The 18,774-nt window shown below is 37.6% G+C and carries 19 protein-coding genes; 18 read left to right on the forward strand and 1 reads right to left on the reverse strand.

Going from position 1 to position 18,774, the window contains the following annotated elements; translation table 11 throughout:
• The first annotated feature begins 72 nt into the window (after nt 1-72).
• The 9 genes from D017_RS03030 to D017_RS03070 all read left to right on the forward strand — a co-directional run bounded on the left by D017_RS03030 (nt 73) and on the right by D017_RS03070 (nt 10,552).
• On the forward strand, nt 73-2,481 hold the full coding sequence (locus D017_RS03030; protein WP_035334587.1) for an efflux RND transporter permease subunit: 2,409 nt from the start codon (nt 73-75) through the stop codon (nt 2,479-2,481).
• A 35-nt stretch (nt 2,482-2,516) separates the two neighbouring features.
• Nucleotides 2,517-3,062, forward strand: a complete 546-nt coding sequence (locus D017_RS03035) for a pyridoxamine 5'-phosphate oxidase family protein (protein ID WP_035334588.1) — start codon at nt 2,517-2,519, stop codon at nt 3,060-3,062.
• Between the two features lie 177 nt (nt 3,063-3,239).
• Nucleotides 3,240-4,682 carry an asparagine--tRNA ligase gene (asnS, locus tag D017_RS03040; RefSeq protein ID WP_035334589.1) on the forward strand — a complete coding sequence of 481 codons (1,443 nt, stop codon included), beginning with the start codon at nt 3,240-3,242 and terminating at the stop codon, nt 4,680-4,682.
• Between the two features lie 1,379 nt (nt 4,683-6,061).
• Nucleotides 6,062-6,721: a hypothetical protein gene (locus D017_RS03045; RefSeq protein WP_160164953.1), complete on the forward strand. Its 660-nt coding sequence runs from the start codon at nt 6,062-6,064 to the stop codon at nt 6,719-6,721.
• 454 nt (nt 6,722-7,175) lie between these two features.
• Nucleotides 7,176-7,385: a hypothetical protein gene (locus D017_RS15255; protein WP_152023855.1), complete on the forward strand. Its 210-nt coding sequence runs from the start codon at nt 7,176-7,178 to the stop codon at nt 7,383-7,385.
• 36 nt (nt 7,386-7,421) lie between these two features.
• On the forward strand, nt 7,422-8,075 hold the full coding sequence (locus D017_RS03055) for a hypothetical protein (RefSeq protein ID WP_035334592.1): 654 nt from the start codon (nt 7,422-7,424) through the stop codon (nt 8,073-8,075).
• 278 nt (nt 8,076-8,353) lie between these two features.
• Complete coding sequence (locus D017_RS03060; protein ID WP_152023856.1) at nt 8,354-9,007, forward strand: hypothetical protein; 654 nt, start codon at nt 8,354-8,356, stop codon at nt 9,005-9,007.
• Between the two features lie 133 nt (nt 9,008-9,140).
• Entirely contained in the window at nt 9,141-9,926 is a 786-nt protein-coding gene (locus D017_RS03065; RefSeq protein WP_035334594.1) for an ATP-binding protein, read from the forward strand.
• Entirely contained in the window at nt 9,923-10,552 is a 630-nt protein-coding gene (locus D017_RS03070) for a response regulator transcription factor (RefSeq protein WP_035334595.1), read from the forward strand. The genes D017_RS03065 and D017_RS03070 overlap by 4 nt, the downstream gene beginning before the upstream one ends.
• 17 nt (nt 10,553-10,569) lie before the next feature.
• On the opposite strand, the gene D017_RS03075 is transcribed toward D017_RS03070, so the two are convergent.
• On the reverse strand, nt 10,570-10,914 hold the full coding sequence (locus tag D017_RS03075) for a DUF1801 domain-containing protein (protein ID WP_035334596.1): 345 nt from the start codon (nt 10,912-10,914) through the stop codon (nt 10,570-10,572).
• Nucleotides 10,915-10,951: 37 nt separating this feature from the next.
• Here D017_RS03075 and D017_RS03080 point away from each other — a divergent pair, with 37 nt between their 5' ends.
• The 9 genes from D017_RS03080 (at nt 10,952) to D017_RS03120 (ending at nt 18,774) form a co-directional block, all read left to right on the forward strand.
• On the forward strand, nt 10,952-11,932 hold the full coding sequence (locus tag D017_RS03080; protein ID WP_035334597.1) for a transglutaminase domain-containing protein: 981 nt from the start codon (nt 10,952-10,954) through the stop codon (nt 11,930-11,932).
• 62 nt (nt 11,933-11,994) lie between these two features.
• On the forward strand, nt 11,995-13,806 hold the full coding sequence (locus D017_RS03085) for a sodium:solute symporter family protein (RefSeq protein WP_035334598.1): 1,812 nt from the start codon (nt 11,995-11,997) through the stop codon (nt 13,804-13,806).
• Nucleotides 13,806-14,291, forward strand: a complete 486-nt coding sequence (locus D017_RS03090) for a hypothetical protein (RefSeq protein ID WP_035334600.1) — start codon at nt 13,806-13,808, stop codon at nt 14,289-14,291. The genes D017_RS03085 and D017_RS03090 overlap by 1 nt, the downstream gene beginning before the upstream one ends.
• Before the next feature lie 3 nt (nt 14,292-14,294).
• The gene (locus D017_RS03095) at nt 14,295-15,212 is read left to right on the forward strand and encodes a glutaminase (protein WP_035334601.1); all 918 of its coding nucleotides are present in this window, start codon (nt 14,295-14,297) and stop codon (nt 15,210-15,212) included.
• Nucleotides 15,213-15,562: 350 nt separating this feature from the next.
• Entirely contained in the window at nt 15,563-16,213 is a 651-nt protein-coding gene (locus tag D017_RS03100; RefSeq protein ID WP_035334602.1) for a hypothetical protein, read from the forward strand.
• Nucleotides 16,214-16,264: 51 nt separating this feature from the next.
• Complete coding sequence (locus tag D017_RS03105; RefSeq protein ID WP_035334604.1) at nt 16,265-16,561, forward strand: transcriptional regulator; 297 nt, start codon at nt 16,265-16,267, stop codon at nt 16,559-16,561.
• A gap of 47 nt (nt 16,562-16,608) precedes the next feature.
• Nucleotides 16,609-17,079 carry a Coq4 family protein gene (locus D017_RS03110; RefSeq protein WP_035334605.1) on the forward strand — a complete coding sequence of 157 codons (471 nt, stop codon included), beginning with the start codon at nt 16,609-16,611 and terminating at the stop codon, nt 17,077-17,079.
• The gene (locus D017_RS03115; protein ID WP_035334606.1) at nt 17,076-18,500 is read left to right on the forward strand and encodes a DUF4173 domain-containing protein; all 1,425 of its coding nucleotides are present in this window, start codon (nt 17,076-17,078) and stop codon (nt 18,498-18,500) included. Before D017_RS03110 ends, D017_RS03115 begins: the two co-directional genes overlap by 4 nt.
• Entirely contained in the window at nt 18,469-18,774 is a 306-nt protein-coding gene (locus D017_RS03120) for a hypothetical protein (protein WP_035334607.1), read from the forward strand. The genes D017_RS03115 and D017_RS03120 overlap by 32 nt, the downstream gene beginning before the upstream one ends.

Below are 18,774 nucleotides of genomic sequence, written 5' to 3' on the forward strand. Positions count from 1 at the left end.
CCTACAAGCCTTTGTCAATTTACCCGCATATCTGCATCCAAAAGAATATCTTTGCGGTGCTAAAACAAGTCAATGGCAAAATTTCTGAGTAAAGGTTTTTGGGAGTCTGTAGCGAGTTTAATACTACGCAATCGTCCTTTGATTCTCATTCTTATTGTGGGTTTCACCATTTTCTTAGGTTTCCAATGGCGCAATATGCGCTTTACCTATACAGAGGCAAACTTACTTCCTGACGACCATGAAGTAAATCTAGAATACCAGAATTTTAAAGATAAGTTTGGTGAGGAGGGGAACCTCATTGTGTTAGGAATACAAGACGAACGTCTTTTTACTCCTGAGGTACTTACCGCTTGGAATGACTTATCTACCAAGATTGCAAAGGCAGATGCTGTTGCATTATCCCTTTCTCTTAAAGATCTCAAGATATTAGACAAACAAGAAAATCCGCAGCGATTTGATCTTGTTCCCTTCATGACAGATAGCACGCTCACTGCCGAAAGTGCTGCTAGTTATAGAAAATTACTCTTTGACGATTTACCATTTTATGAAAATCTGATTTACAATAAAGAGACAGGTACCGTACGCTCTGCGGTATACCTTAAGAAAGATTTAATCAACACTCCTGCGCGTTTAGATTTTGTAGTAAATGATCTTATGCCAGCGATCGCGACTTTTGAAAAAGATTACGACATCGATGTGCGCACCAGTGGGATGCCATACATACGAACGCTCAATGCTCAAAATATTATTGATGAGATAGGCATTTTTGTAGGTGCAGCATTACTAGTTACTTCTTTTATATTTTTCTTTTTCTTTAGATCATACAGAGCCACCTTTATCTCCATGATTACGGTAATCATAGGTGTGATGTGGGCTTTTGGGTTCTTAGGATTACTTGGGTATGAGATTACAGTACTTACAGCTATTATCCCACCGCTTATTATTGTGATTGGGATTCCTAACTGTATTTTCTTAATTAATAAGTACCAGCAAGAGTATAAAAATCACGGTAACCAAGTAAAAGCATTACAGCGTGTTATTACCAAAGTAGGTAATGCAACCTTAATGACTAACATTACGACAGCTTCTGGATTTGCTACGTTTATTCTTACTGAGAGTTCGCTGCTAAGCGAGTTCGGTGTGGTTGCAAGTATCAATATCATTGCTATATTTTTACTTAGCTTACTTATCATTCCTATCATTTACAGTTACATGTCGCCTCCTAAGGAGAAGCACCTTAAACACCTAGGTAAAACTTGGATAGAAGGGTTTGTAAACTGGATGGAGCGCATGGTACGCACTAGACGCACTGCAATTTATGCCTCTAGTGTATTATTACTTGCTTTGAGTATTATAGGTATTTATCAAATACGCATATCTGGTTCGCTCATAGAAGACATGCCTAAAAAAGCCGACTTCTATAAAGACATAAAGTTTTTTGAGGAAGAATTTGATGGGATTATGCCATTAGAAATTCTAATTGACACTAAGAAAAAACAAGGAGTCATGAAGCTTGCCACCCTTAAACGCATGGAAGAGCTAAGCGCTACCATAGAGGAGCAACCAGAACTCTCTGCACCTATATCTATAGTAAATCTTGTAAAGTATGCAAAGCAAGCCTACTTTAATGGAAATCCTAAATACTACCAACTTCCTACCAGCAACGAGCGCAATTTTATACTGCCGTATGCAAAGAGTTTTGATAATGATGAGAACCTCATGGGAGCCTACGTAGATAGTACGGGTCAATATGCCAGAATCACCACTTTCATGAAAGATGTAGGTACTGACAAGATGGAACGTGCTGAAGAAAATATTCAATTAAAAATAGACAAACTCTTCCCTGAAGAACGCTATGAGGTTACCATGACAGGTACTGCACTCGTTTTTCAAAAAGGAACAGATTACCTCGTAATGAACCTTGTGATAAGTCTATCACTTGCCATCTTACTTATCGCGCTATTCATGGCGTGGATGTTCAAGTCGCTACGTATGATTATAGTGTCTCTCATCCCTAATTTATTACCACTACTAGTTACGGCGGGTATGATGGGCTTTATAGGCATCCCTATCAAGCCATCTACAATACTTGTTTTTAGTATTGCCTTTGGGATCTCTGTAGATGACACAATTCACTTTCTTGCCAAATACCGTCAGGAGCTAAAAGCTAATAAATGGAAGATCAAAAAATCTGTTTACGGTTCGCTACGTGAGACAGGTGTAAGCATGTTTTACACCTCAATTGTATTATTCTTTGGCTTCTCTGTGTTCATGATTAGTAGCTTTGGAGGAACTGTAGCACTAGGTGGTCTTGTAAGCGCAACACTTCTCTTTGCAATGCTAGCAAACCTTTTACTATTACCATCACTGTTGTTATCTCTAGAAAAAGAGATTGCAAATAAAGACACCTTTAAAGAACCTGCACTACAAATTGTGGAACGTGAGGGTGATGAAGAAACTGCTGATAAAGAGCTTGAGTAACTAGGCATTCCCTTTGTATCTTTATACAAAAAGGCATGACAGATCAGTATTTTAAAAAAGCACAAGACGAGTTACAACTTGGCGTCAACAAAAAGGGACACCCGTTTAGGTACACCACTATGGGAACGGTAGATGCTTCTGGAGTTCCTGCACTAAGAACTGTTGTACTAAGACAGGTTACAGACGATTTTAAACTGAGAATTTATACTGACAGTAGATCCAATAAAATTGCTCAGTTACTCCAAAATGATGTTACTAGCTTGCTCTTTTACCATCCTAAAAAATTGCTGCAGATTAAAATTACAGGAAACGCTTCCATCATTACAGACCCCGTAGAGCTGCAACGCTATTACAGCGGCGTGCAGCCCTCATCAAAAAAAGATTACACTACCACTGATGCTCCTGGATCAGAGATTTCAAACCCAGATGTGGTAGACTACCTTGAGAACACGCATTATTTTACTATTATTGAGATTGCACCTACACATTTAGAGTTTCTTCAGCTTAAGAGACCTAACCACATTAGAGCGAGTTTTAGACTTGAAGATGGAACATGGAACGGGCAGTTCTTAAACCCTTAAGGGTACGCTTTCGCGAAAGCGTAAAAACCTTTTTTACACCTCAACTTGAGCACTGCTGCAAATCTCAATAAAGAGTAATGCGCCTTAGCGTATATTTCAGTCTATTTACCCCTTACCCTACCACAAAAATCTTTTATATTTGCCCTCTATCTAGAGAATTCATTTAAATAAGATACAATGACACATACGCCTATTATAGCGCTACTCGAAAGTGACAAAATTCATCAAGAATTTACGGTAAAAGGATGGGTAAGATCCTTCCGCGGAAACCAGTTTATCGCACTTAATGATGGTTCTACTATTAATAACCTTCAGTGTGTAGTCGATTTTGAAAATACAGACGAAGCACTTTTAAAGCGTATCACAACAGGTGCTGCCGTTGCCATAAAAGGAACCTTAGAAGAAAGTCAAGGTAGTGGGCAACGCATAGAAATAAAAGTAAAAGATATCCAGATTGAGGGCGATGCAGATCCTCAAGAATTAAAAAATACGATACTCTCTCCTAAGCGTCACACACTAGAAAAATTACGTGAGCAGGCACACTTAAGAGTTCGCACCAACACCTTTGGCGCTGTAATGCGTTTACGCTCAAAGTTATCGTTTGCCATACATGAGTATTTTAATAAAAACGGCTACTTCCATGCACATACGCCTATCATTACTGGTAGTGATGCAGAGGGAGCTGGTGAGATGTTTCGCGTAAGCGCGCTTGACCCAGAAAATCCGCCGCGCACAGAAGATGGAAAGATTGATTACAGCAAGGACTTTTTTGGCAAAGAGACTAACCTTACGGTTTCTGGACAGCTAGAAGGAGAGACGTATGCATTAGGACTTGGGAAGATTTACACCTTTGGACCTACCTTTAGAGCAGAAAATAGTAACACTTCTCGTCACCTTGCAGAATTCTGGATGGTAGAACCAGAGATGGCTTTTTGTGATCTAGATGGAAACATGGATCTTGCCGAAGATTTTATCAAGTACGTAATTAACTACGCACTAGAAAACTGTCAAGATGATCTTGAATTTCTAGAAAACAGATTAATTCAAGAAGATAAAAGCAAGCCACAAGCAGATCGTGCGCCTATGGCACTACGCGAGAAGCTGAGCTTTATAGTAGACAACAACTTCAAGCGTGTAAGCTATACGGAGGCAATTGACATCTTACGTAATAGTAAGCCTAATAAGAAGAAAAAGTTCAAATACCCTATTAATGAATGGGGAGCAGATTTACAGTCTGAGCATGAGCGTTACCTTGTAGAAAAGCACTTTAACTGCCCAGTAATCTTATTTGATTACCCAGCAAACATCAAGGCATTTTATATGCGTCTTAACGAAGATGGTAAGACCGTACGCGCGATGGATGTACTTTTCCCTGGAATAGGTGAGATGGTAGGAGGATCACAGCGTGAGGAGCGTCTAGATGTTCTTAAGGAGAAAATGGCTGCACTTGATATTTCTGAGGAGGAGCTTTCTTGGTACCTAGATACTCGCAAGTTTGGAACATGTACACATAGTGGTTTTGGTCTTGGTTTTGAGCGCCTTGTGCTATTTGTAACGGGAATGACAAACATACGTGACGTAATACCTTACCCACGTTTCCCTGGTCACGCAGAGTTTTAGAAAATACTTTCTTTCGCTTTCGCGAAAATGTGAATATATCAACTATTATAAATCCAATGTACTTAGGTATGTTGGATTTTTTTTGTGGGAATTGGATGCTTACTCTTGCCTGCTTACTCGGATGTGCTTACTCCTGTGGAACATCCTCCCTAGCTTTAGATTTCAAACAGGGCTGTGCTTACTCTTGCCTGCTTACTCGGATGTACTTACTCTTGTGGAACATCCTCCCTAGCCCTCCTTCGAAGGAGGGGACTGGAATACAGCATCAATTTGTGCTTTTGTCATCTCGACGTTAGGAGAGATTTCAGAAACAAGCTTAGAAACTGATTGTTCATACTCAGGTGTGCTTACTCAGGTGCGCTCACTGTTATGTGATTTCTCCACAGGGTCGAAATGACGAGGGTTTCGATTTCAAGTTCAGTTTCAGTTTTGACTTTTCTTGCTTGAGTGTGCTTACTCGTGTGAAACATCCTCCCTAGCCCTCCTTCGAAGGAGGGGACTAGAATACAGCATCAGTTTGAGCTTTTGTCATCTCGACGTTAGGAGAGATCTCATTATCTAGCTTTGGGAAGTTGCTATGTTGGGGTTCTTACTCTTGCGTGTTTACTCGTATGTGATTTCTCCACAAGGTCGAAATGACGATAATTTCAAGTTCAGTTTCGACTTTTCTTGCTTGAGTGTGCTTACTCGTGTGAAACATCCTCCCTAGCCCTCCTTCGAAGAAGGGGACTTGAATTGGATTTCAGATTCAATTTCGGCTCCTGTCATCTCGACGTTGGGAGAAATCTCAGAAACAAGCTTAGAAACTGATTGTTCATACTCGAACCTGCTTACTCATATGTGATTTCTCCACAAGGTCGAAATGACGAGGGTTTCGATTTCAAGTTCAAATTCAGGTTCAACTTTTCTTGCTTACTCTTGTGGAACATCCTCCCTAGCCCTCCTTCTAAGGAGGGGACTTGAATGAAATTCTCATTTAAACCTGCTTACTATTATGTGATTTCTCCACAAGGTCGAAATGACGATAATTTAAAATTCAGTTTCAACTTTTCTCACTTGAACCTGCATACTCATATGTGATTTCTCAGTGGATTGAAATGAGGGCAGTTTGTTTAAAATCATCTTCATATATTTGATATTGTATCAATTACATTTATGCGTTGTAGTTTGCAGTAATGAAGTTATCACGGCAAGTGATGATTCTTTATGGCTGTCTCATTTTCAAAATGACTCAATAATCATGACCTGAACGAACTATGCTCATTCCCTATAAAGGGACATTTACCCCTACCTCATGAGTAGTATGCATAGTATACTTGTATTTCCCTAGCTTGGTTAACGTTTTATTTTCATTAATACTAACCAAAATTCTAATACACATGAAAACATGTAAATTTCTAACCTTCCTTTTATTGGGCGGATTCATAATGCTAAGCTGCGGCGGTGAAACCAAGGGTACGCCTCACACAGATGACCACGATGAAGAACCTCTGGCTGTACCTAGCACCATAATTTCATTGCAAGAAGCAGAAGATATGTACCACAGGTTTGGGAACCAAAGAGTACCACTTATAGAAAAATCAGTAAACATCGATAAAGAAGGTGACTCTATTAAGCCGGAAGATGATCGTTATATACAAGCAACTCGCTCATTATCTATGGAGTACAAAGACCTTAAGGCATACCTAGCTTTTATTGAGGAACAAGCAAAACTGGCAAATGATACTAAAATCTCAGGCTTACGTATTTATTTTTCTCAGTATAAGAAAGGTAAAAATGATGGCAGGGCGACCGTTTTTTTAAACCCTATAATGGAGGCAGGACAAAAAGGAGACATTAGAGATGATGTAGCTTTTGCAATAAAAACAGACGGTAATAAAAGTACAGCTGTACCTGTAGGGAAGCTTATTAAGATTCCATCTGAAAAATCTAATAGAGCAGACTTAACAATGCCCATACAGAATGGCGTACAGAGTTTAGCGGGGAATAGTTTGCCTTGGAATCCACCACCAAAAAATGATCCAGATGATTTTCAATAAAACTAAGCCGTTTTAAATGTATGAAGAATTCAAAATTGCAGTAATAACATCTGAATATATAGCAGCAATATTTGCGGCTATATATTTCTATAAGTATCGGAATTCAAAACTCAAATTGCTACTAATTATAATGTGGTACATACCTATTAATGAGGTATTAGGTCAGTACTTATTTGCAAGAACTGAAACTGGATACCTACTTTACAATTTGTATCGCATCATAGTACCTGCAAGTTTTGTATATCTGATTGGCACACAAATTTCAGATTCATTGAGAAAGAAAATTGTATTTGCACTTTCTGCTTTTTGTTTTCTCACTTTTTTGATAAGTATCTATTTTTCAAACCCACTTAAACAATTCTCGAGAACTACTTTCACCATTTTTACAAGTGCTGTGTTAATTTCATTATTAATCTATTTCATAGAGTTATTAAATTCTGACAAAGTATTAAATATGAGTAAAAATTTATTTCTATGGATTGCTCTCGGTTTTCTAATATTTTTTATTTCATTCCCTGTAATCTTACTCGCAAGAGAGTTTGTAAGTGACGGAGATAAAATACATAGATCGTTAAATTATATTCAATTTACAGTGTCCATTTTATCATACCTCACTATTGCCTTTGGCTTCTATTATGGAAATAAGATAGAAATGGACAAGTAAAACAGTCTTACTTAAAAACAACACACTGTACACCCTGTGGACTACCTAATATACATAGTGCTATTATTTGAGTTTGCTGCCGCAATCTCTGCAACTGTATATTATAAAAAGTACAAGTCAACCCCATTAAAATGGATGCTACCGCTGTTATGGTATATCGCCATTAATGAGTTTGCTTGTCACATACTACTAGCACCCTATAGGTTTGAGATACTTTATAATTTTTACGAGGTTATCGTTTGTTTAGGCTTATTAATAATCACAAGATTGCATTTATCACATCATATACGCATCGCTATAGCAAATGTATTAATTGTAATAAGCGCTATCGCATTTACTATTACTGCGATTACTCAAGACCCTTTTAATGAATGGCCTGTATACTCATTTACGTTATCTACCATATTAATCATTATAGCACTCACGCTATACCTAATAGAGCAACTAAGAAGTAATAAAATTGGAGCATATAGCAGAGATATCTTTTTGTGGGTGAGTATTGGTTTTTTGATATTCCACATTTCATATCCCGTTATAATGTTTTCGAGATACTTTCTTGTTACGGATAGTGTTTTTCTATATGAGGCAATTTTTCTTATTCAATTCATTGCAGTAATTGCGTGTTATGGCACGATTGCATTTGGTTTTTATAGAGGAGTACATTCAGCAACTTTAATAAGGCGTACCTAATGATTAAGGAAGAAGTTCTTGTCATATGGCTGGTCTGTGCGACCATTTTGTTTCTACTTTTTTTAGTGGCGACTCTATTTTGTGCGATTGCTCTGTATTATCGTTTTGATAACAAGCCGCGAGTGCCGTAAATACAGTTTTCTCTTAATTTAATATGAAATTTTAGTGTCGAGTACACTTTCGCGAAAGCGTAACACACCACACCACGAGTATAATATTTTACAAGTTCACTCTTTATAATTTATTACCTTACAGCACTAACTTAAAGAAACCCCTACTTGAGTACTCTAATGTATATCTCAGAAATTATAGTGGCACTTGTGGCAACTATCTACTTTTCTAAGTACAAACACCTCCCTATAAAAACCATACTGTATATTCTCTGGGTTGCGGTCATTACTGAGAGTATGGCTAAAATATACTCACACTACTACCACAATAATCACTGGGCATATAACCTTTATGCATTCTTGTTTTACATCTTGTTTTATAAAATGGTGTATGATCATATAGAAAACACGACTCGAAAACGCATTGTAAAGTGGTTATCTACAGTGATGATTATAGCCATTATTATTAGAGCCTTTACAGTGCCTGTGGTCACTCACTATATGAGTATCATCTATAATATTGCCATGGTTTTATTGGTCGTTTTATTAATGTACTATGCCATAGACCGCCTTAAGAGCGATGCACCGCTTAGGCTTAAAAACCAACTTGAACTCTTTGTGTTTGCTGGGTACTTATTATTTGGAATCACCTTTATCCCATTAGCTCCATTTGTGGTAGGCCAACTGGATTTTCAGTATTCACGAGAGGTATTAAGCACCTTACGAGCAGTACAGACATTTTCTCTTGTAGTAACTAATATTATTTTAGTGTTTGGATTTATATGGACAGACCCTAAGAAAGTAAGTGCTTACGAAATGTAGTTGTTTATAGTACGCTTTCGCGAAAGCGTATTCTTAAAACCATTAAACCTTGACTTTGGGGTAAATGCCCTATGGGTAATCAATATCAAAATAAGTACCTTCAACATTCATTATAATTACTCCAATCCAAATTATGCTTCTTATCCAAAATCAAGATAATGGCACACTATTTATAGTCCTAGTGGCTATTACCATATTACTATTGCTTCTAGTTGTTGTTGTAGTGCTCTTCTCTGTATTTATGAAACGTAAGAACACCTTACTCTTAGAACAGGAGAAAACAAAGAAAAAGTTTGAAAAAGAAATTGCAGAGACGCAGATAGAAATACGTGAAGAGACACTACGTAATATAAGCTGGGAGCTCCATGATAACATAGGGCAGCTACTTACGCTAGCCAAAATACAAACTCAAAATTGTGGTGGTAGTCAGCAAGATCTTGACGAGGCAGCAGCTACTATAGGCAAAGGTCTTACAGAAATAAGAGCACTCTCTAAGCTCATAAATCCAGAGGCACTAAAAAATATGTCCCTTCCAGAAGCTTTAAACTTAGAGTTAGAACGCTTTAACAGAATGGCGTATCTAAAACCATCTCTCAAAATTACAGGAACCCCAATTACTATAGATAAAAAGATTGAGACCATCATCTTTAGAATCTTACAAGAGTTTTTTACAAACACCATCAAGCACTCCAAAGCAACTAACCTTGACGTTAACCTACTCTATAAATCTGATACACTGCATGTCACTATAAAAGATAATGGCGTAGGCTTTAACTACGATCAAGCAAGAGCAAAAAACGGCATAGGGCTCACTAATATTGAAACCCGTACAAAACTTATAGGCGCAACAATAGACTATAAATCAAACGTAGGCGAGGCCACAACGCTATCGCTTACTTACAAACCACAACCACAATGAAAACTATCGTTATTGTAGATGACCACACCTTATTAAGCCAGGCAATAAGCGGCCTAGTGAATTCTTTTGAAAATTTTAAAGTACTCTACACTTGTAAAAATGGTCAAGAACTTCTGGATAATCTTCGTTTTGAAAACAAGCGCCCAGACATCATCTTGATGGATGTAAACATGCCTATAATGGACGGTATAGAAGCTACCACACAGGTAAAAGAGCTCTACCCTACTATTCTCATACTCGCGCTCTCTGTAGAAGAGGATGACCACACTATCTTACAAATGATACGCGCTGGCGCAAAAGGATATTTACTTAAAGACACAGAAAAAAAGACACTTGAAAATGCTCTCAACGAACTTGCAGTAAACGGTTATTATCACACAAATACGGTAAGCCAGCTCCTTGTAAAAAGTCTAAATGGTAACAACAAAGATGCATTGCGAGATCGAGAGATCGAATTTATAAAACACGCTTGTACAGAGATGACCTATAACGAGATTGCAGATGTTATGTTTTTAAGTCCAAAAACTGTACAAGGATATCGTGATAGCGTATTCTCAAAACTCAACTTAAAAAACAGGACTGGCTTAGTGATTTATGCACTTAAAAATGGGCTATTTAGACCCTAATAAGGTGAAAATATAGATTAAGTTAAACTAGCCACTGCTTTGAGTACTTCCTCTAGCTTACGCACATCAATGTCCTCTGGAGCATGATATCTAAGCGAGCGTAATTGCTTGCGGCCTTCTCCAGCGATTAATACATCATCAAAGCCCCGTATGAGTATCCCCTTAGGAAAGCCGACATCTACAAATGTCTTTCTGAAATTTAAAAAGCAGAACATCTTACCCTTTAAGCTATAAAACGGCAAATGCCATTTATAACTTTCCTCTACGTCAGGAACGGTATGCTTAATTACAGCTTGTAGCTCCATAAGCATAGAACGCCAAGGCTCTGGTTTAGCGAGGATGTATTCTTCGGCTGGGTTCATTGTTTTGTTTTATATTTAGTTTTTAAAACTAAAGATCTTGAAAATAAAACATTTAGCAATCGCATTTCTTTTTTTCTCACTCCTTGCAAACAGTCAGACAATTGAAGAACTAGAACAGCAGGTTAGCACTTATCCAAAAACACTAAATACCATTGAAGACATTGCTTATAGAATCCACAATGACTTTAACTCAAAAGAACTACAAGCAAGAGCTGTCTACACTTGGATTAGTAAGAATATCGCATATGATTTAAGCAGGTATTACAGCATTAGATCTTCTCCATTAATGATATATCGTTCGCCAAAAGAACAAGCGAGACAATTGAGAAACTTAGAGAGGCAAAGAATCACTAAAACTCTAAAAAGCAAAAAAGGAATTTGCGCTGATTATGCATCATTATTTGTTGCGATTTGCGAAAAATTAGAAATTCCCGCTAAAAAAATTAGTGGTTATTCAAAACTAAATCCAAATTTTATTGGGGCAGGTCCTGGCATGAAAGATCATGTATGGAACGCTGTATACTTGGATGAGGAGTGGCACTTGGTAGATACTACGTGGGGAGCTGGCTATGAAGTAGAGTATAAAACGAAATGGGAATTCAATTTTTCAAATAAATTTTATAAAGCTCCACCAGAGGTTTTTATTCAGCACCACTACCCTGGAAATCCAACCTGGCAATTACTCGAAAAACCAATATCAAAAAAAACATTTTTCTCAAAACCAGTATTTTACACCTACTACAGCTCATCAGATATTCATCTAGCTGATGATCACGAAGGTATTTTAACAGAATATAAAAATGACACTTATCTAATTTATTTTGATAAGCTCCCAAAAGGAAAGGAAATTTATTACCAAAATGCATCATTTAAATTTGCTAAAAAGCTTTTTATCCATAGAAAAAACAACAAATTGGTAGCAAAAGTTAAAGTCAAAAATCCCAGCCAACCTTTTCTTACACTCTTTACTGATAACAAAGCAATTGTAAATTTTAAATTAGAAAGGGCATCTCAATAAATATAGATGCTATTTTAAATCATTATCTTCCTACTCTGATTCACCATACATTCTTCTTTTTTATGATTGACTTATCTGGCTTAGATATTGCCATTATTATTGCTCTTTTTGTAATTATTTTGGGCGTAGGTTTTTACGTAGGCAAAAGCGCAGGAAAAAACACTACACAATACTTTCTATCGGGTCGTAATATGCCGTGGTGGCTTTTAGGGCTTTCTATGGTCGCTACTACCTTTTCCACAGACACGCCTAATCTGGTTACAGATATTGTGCGTACTAACGGTGTCTCAGGTAATTGGGTATGGTGGGCATTTCTCGTTACTGGATTACTAACGGTATTTGTCTATGCAAAACTATGGCGTAAGTCTGAGGTAAAAACAGATATTGAGTTCTATGAGCTGCGTTATGGTGGTGCTCCTGCTCGTTTTTTACGAGGATTCAGAGCGATTTATTTAGGTATTGTTTTTAACGTACTGGCTATGGCGGGTGTTACACTAGCTGCCATAAAAATAGGCGAAGTGATGCTAGGTCTCGACCCAGTAACAACGGTGATAGTTGCTGGAGTGATTACCGTTGTCTTTAGTGCCATAGGCGGCTTTAAAGGAGTGGTTTATACAGATTTTATATTATTCTTTGTTGCAATTGCAGGAGCATTTGGTGCTGCATATTACATCGTAGGTATGCCAGAAATAGGCGGGCTAGAAGCATTAATTTCTCATGAAAATGTAAAAGATAAAATCAATCTCCTTCCAGATTTTAACGATACAGAGATGCTTATTACACTTCTCATCATCCCGCTAGCGGTACAATGGTGGAGTTCTTGGTATCCAGGTTCTGAGCCTGGAGGTGGTGGATATGTGGCGCAACGTATGCTTGCTGCCAAGGATGAAAACCACGCCATAGGAGCAACCTTTTTCTATAACATCATGCACTACGCATTACGCCCATGGCCGTGGATTCTGGTTGCACTTGCTTCTCTTATTATCTTTCCAGACCTAGCAAGTATTCAAGAGGCTTTCCCAAATATATCTGAAGATAAACTAGGACAAGATCTAGCATACTCTGCCATGCTTACCATGTTACCTAGCGGGTTGTTAGGCCTCGTGCTCGCATCACTATCTGCCGCATATATGAGTACCATAAGTACGCACCTCAACTGGGGAGCATCTTACGTGGTTAATGATGTTTATGCACAACAAATTAAACCTGACGCCACCGAAAAGGAACTCGTTGCTGTAGGTCGTATTACCACGGTAATTCTAATGGTGATAAGCGCACTCATTGCCTTGGCACTTACAAATGCGCTACAACTCTTTAATATCATACTGATGTTTGGTGCAGGTACGGGACTCATATTTATACTAAGATGGTTCTGGTGGCGCATTAATGCGTGGACAGAGATAAGCGCCATGCTTGCCTCTGGTGTAATTTCTATCCTCATAGAATTTACTTCACTGGGTGAAACACTCTTTGGAGCTAGTGGGATGTTACCAGCGTATGCCAAGTTTCCTTTTGTGGTTTTTAGCTCAACGCTTATTTGGCTTATTGTTACTTATCTCACACAACCAGAAACTAAAGAAACACTTTATGCGTTCTATAAAAAAACACAACCTGGAGGCCCAGGATGGAAAAAAATTATAATAAAAGCAAACCAAGAACAAGTAAACATTATAAAAACTACAGAAAACTGGAGTGTACCTATGGGTATTGTCGCAATGCTGCTGGGATGTGTATTAATTTACGGAACGTTATTTACCACCGGTTACTTCATTTATGGCCAACTGACTAATGCACTTATTGGATTGAGCATTTGCGTTGTATCTGCAGGACTACTACTCAGTGTTTGGAAAAAAATAAAAGGAAAAGTACTATAATGAGACTATCAATATTTATCACCATTTTGTGTTTGAGCTTAGGGCTTCAAGCACAAGAAACTACAGAGACATATCAAAAAGCTGTCGATTTAATTAAAAAAACGCCTGAATTTAAACAGACGGGAGCCACTGCAATTGCAGCATCGGCAGGGACCGTAAGTTTTACAAATCAAGCTTATGCATTCTGGCTAGATGGTATGGACACTCGTTTTGCAGATAAGGATTTTGAGAACTTCTTTGGTGATTTATATCAACCAATTGAGATTCCTGCTTTTAAAAAAGTACGAGATAAAAGAAGATCACGCTACCATCTTTATGTTTCTGAAACCGAGAATGATATGTTTGTGATAGAAATGCTTTCGCGAAAGCGTAAACGTACCGCAAAGTATCCTACGTTTTATCAAGGAGGAAGTACGTCGTTTCTATTTGAAAAAACAGCAACAGGCGTTCGACTTGTTGAGACACTAACATTGCAGAATAATTAGAGAATGATAGATTGCCAAAACATACTAGACAACACCTATCAAAAGGTGTTGAAAATGGAAAATAAAGGAGCCGTTGCTAGCTATATTCCTGAGCTATCTACAGTAGATTCAGATCAATTTGGCGTATGTCTCATCACAAAAAGCGGAGAACGGTTTACTTGTGGTGATTCCACGGTAAAGTTTTCTATACAAAGTATCGCTAAGGTATTATCCCTGAGCCTAGTGCTTTCAAAAATAGATGATAAACTTTGGGAGCGCATGGATTTTGAACCTTCTGGAACTGCTTTTAATTCGCTGGTACAACTGGAGAGTGAGAACGGAATCCCCAGAAATCCTCTTATTAATGCTGGGGCGATTGTAATGTGTGATATTATTTGTGACCTGTTTGATGATCCTAAAACGGCTTTATTAGATTACGTGCGAGAAGTATCAGGAATTAAAGATTTACAATACGCTACCGACATTGCTGCCTCAGAGCAGGCAACAGGATATCGAAATTATGCACTAGCAAATTTTATAAAATCCTTTAAGAACATTCATAACACATGTAATCAAGTAACAGATTTATACTTTCACCTCTGCTCCATAGAGATGACGTGCGAGCAACTGGCTTATACCTTTGGATTTCTAGCAAATCAAGGTAAGCAGATTCAAACAGATATGAAAGTAGTAAAACCCGCTCAGGCAAAACGCATAAACGCCATTATGCAAACCTGCGGCTTTTATGATGAGGCTGGTGAGTTTGCCTTCCGTGTGGGTCTTCCAGGCAAGAGTGGTGTGGGTGGTGGCATGGTTGCCATTTTGCCTAACTCCTTCTCCATTGCTGTGTGGAGTCCAAAACTCAATAAACACGGTAACTCTTACCGTGGGATGAAATTTCTAGAGTATTTTACAGACGAGACTCAGGATACGGTTTTTTAAGAATCCCCTGCCCTTTTTTACATTCATTCTTTCTTTTTTGAGCAGAAGGGACTTTGTTTATTTTGCGAGGTACCACCCGCTTTACATTACAATTCCTCATTGCGCTAGCGCGCCATTGCGGGATTTTCATTGCAATCGGGGCTATGGAGTCATGCAGTTGTTTCTTAACGCATGCCTTATCTATCTAAGAATAAGCAATAACAGCTTCTTTCCAAGAGTCTACATTCCCCCATCACCTACCTAGATTACCACTAAGCACATATCCTACAAACACTTAGAAAAAAAATAATTTATAATGTTTGCTGAAATTCAAAATTAAAGTTTAACTTTGAATTTCAAAGTACTTTATTATGGAGTCATCAAAATATCTAGAAGACATTGCCAGCATCAAAACGATGATGAGTAAATCTTCACGTTTTATGTCATTAAGTGGCCTTTCTGGCATACTTGCTGGAGTATATGCTCTTGTAGCTGCCGTTATTGCTCATTATTTAATACAAGGTCATATTCAATTATTTGCTTCAAGTAGAGAAGATTTTTTAAATCTTATTATGCGCATGTTTGCCTCTGTAGAATTGGCTGGAAACTTAATCATATTATTTCTCGTTACATTACTTCTTGCAATAGGCACAGGAATTATTTTAACCTACAAGAAAGCGGCTAAAAACAAAGAATCCATCTGGGACAGTTCGTCAAAACGACTTATTGCAAATTTTGCTATTCCATTAGTTGCGGGAGGTATTTTCTCTATCGTACTAATTCAATATGGTATTGTTGGTCTTATTGCTCCAGCAACGCTTATCTTCTATGGCCTTGCCTTAGTAAACGCAAGTAAATACACACTAGGAGATATTAAATACCTAGGACTTGCAAATGTGATTATTGGTCTCGTTGCCACTCAATTTATAGGTTACGGGTTGTATTTTTGGGCATTGGGATTTGGTGTATTTCATATCATCTATGGAGCAATCATGTATAATAAATATGATAGAAGCAACTAATATTTTCGCGAAAGCGTATACCACATCATATAGACGCCACAAAACACAACAATGTCCATCATAAACAACATAAATAAAGCTTTTGATCATCGTATCCGCCTAGGGATTATGAGCGTGCTTATGGTGAATGAAAAGGCAGATTTTAAAGAATTAAAAGAGCTTCTAGGAGCCACAGATGGTAACCTTGCTAGCCACGCAAAAGCATTAGAAAAAGAAGCCTATATAGTGGTCCAAAAAGCGTTCATTGGCCGCAAGCCTAATACGAGTTATAGCGTCACATCAAAGGGCAAGGAAGCATTTAAAAAGCACATAGAAGCACTTGAAAAATTATTAGGCAAGAACTCATAATATATTTTTTTATCATTTTACTTTGAAATACAAAGTACTTTTAGATTATGAAAACACTTCGTTATTTACTACTAGAACGCCTCTACGAGTGGAGTAAAGTCCCGTATAAATTGCTTTTTAAGCAAGACGATGCGTGGGGTATATCTGTAAACCAATTATTACAATACGCACCATCATCACTAGGTTATCACCTAGGCTGCTTTTTACTTAGCCACAACTTCACTCCAGAACCTCAACTAGAAGATCACGACGTGTTTCACGTACTTACCACTACTAGTATTGCTGTGCCTGACGAAATTGCAATGCAATGGTTACTTCTTGGTAATGGCAAGCGATCTCTATACCTCTTTATTGTACTCACCGTAGGTACAACATTATTTATAGATCATTTTAAGTCATTTATAAAAGCTTTCAAGAGAGGAAAAAAAGCAAATCGATTTTATAATCTCAATTACTTAAATCTACTCACAGAACCACTCACAGATTTACAACATACTTTAAAAATCAAACCTTTATGAAAACTTCAATAATCAGATGTTTAGGCGCTATACTTTTTAGTCTTCTATTTTACGGTCAAAGCCTTGGCCTCAATATGCTATTATTTTCAATAATTGCAGTAGTAGCGGTTCTTATCATTCGTCCGGAAACCAAGTCGAACAAATCATTTTTCCTTGCATCAGGGCTCTATGTATTGAGTGCCGTGTTTGTATTTACAGTAAATAGTTTGCTTGCAATCATCACTTGTATTTTTGCTTTTATTGTATTTGCAGGTAGTATATCGGGAATTAAAAACGCAGTATATGTACAGTGGCTCAACGGACTGTATCAATCTTTGCTAGGTGCTTTACATAGTACGGTGAATCCTAATAAAGACATCCCTAAGACAAAAAAAAATCACAATTATAAATTTATCATCCTTACCACAGCTATTGTCACTACGCTGGTAGTGGTTTTTGCGATGCTTTATGGTAAAGCAAACCCTATACTAGGTGAATGGATTTCGGCTATTAATCTTGATTTTGTAAACTTTAATTGGCTACTCACTGCAGGTATGGGGTATTACTTACTTATAAACCTCACCTCTAGGGCAGAGCTAGACATCATTACTTCTATAGATCGCGATGCTTCCACTACTCTATCTGAACAACCTATATCTGACATTAAAGCTACTACCCTTAATAGAGAACAACTACTAGGCACTATTCTATTAGGAGCACTTAATGCGCTCATTATAATATTTATCACTACAGATATTTGGTATATACTTCACGACCCCCTTGCGGATGCAGCTACACTTTCCACCACGGTACACGATGGCGTGAGTGCACTTATTACTTCCATTATTATTGCGATTACTACGATATTAATTCTCTTTCGCAGTGATCTTAATTTTTACAAAAAAAGTGAGACGCTAAGGCGTTTTACCTATGTCTGGATTGCGCTTAACATAATGATCATCTTATTTACGGCTTATAAAAATTATATGTACAGTAGTGGTTTCGGGCTCACTTATAAAAGAATAGGAGTGTTTATTTACCTCGCACTATGTATTGCTGGTATGATCACTACTTATGTAAAAATCGTGCGTAAAAACAACCTACTATTTATCGTAAAAGCAAATACTCGTATTGCATTTATAATTCTGATTGTCGTTTCAGGTTTTAACTGGGATCGTGCGATTACTACATATAATCTGCATGAAGTAGCCTCTCCAGATGTCAATTACCTCCTCTCTATGGGGAATAGCAATGGAGATATTTTATACGCTTTCGCAAAAGCGCACCCAGAAAAACCTATGAATCGTACAAGTATTCAAAATAGATATGAGCAATGGCAAACTTCTTTATCTGAAGAAACCTGGCAATCCAAAACACTTCTAGGCCTAATAAACCCAAACACATCAAGCTATGAAATTACCGACACCGCAGCACGCAATTAATCGATTTGCGATAAAGCTAGCAGCATTTAGTGCCTGTCTTGGGATCTTATTTGTATTTGTATATATGATCACAAAAGATAGTGAAGTTGCTATGGTAGGTTACTTACACTTAATCCCAACAATAATCGTACATCTCGTGGTTTTTATATGGGTATTCTTTAATGCTGCAATACATCGCAATGAACTTCCAGAGCATTTTTTGACACTAGTCATTATGCTATTAAATATTCCGCTAGCTTTTGCATGCGGGGCAATTGTTCTTAATTTTTTATAG

It is taken from the genome of Dokdonia sp. PRO95, assembly GCF_000355805.1.
Taxonomy (GTDB): domain Bacteria; phylum Bacteroidota; class Bacteroidia; order Flavobacteriales; family Flavobacteriaceae; genus Dokdonia.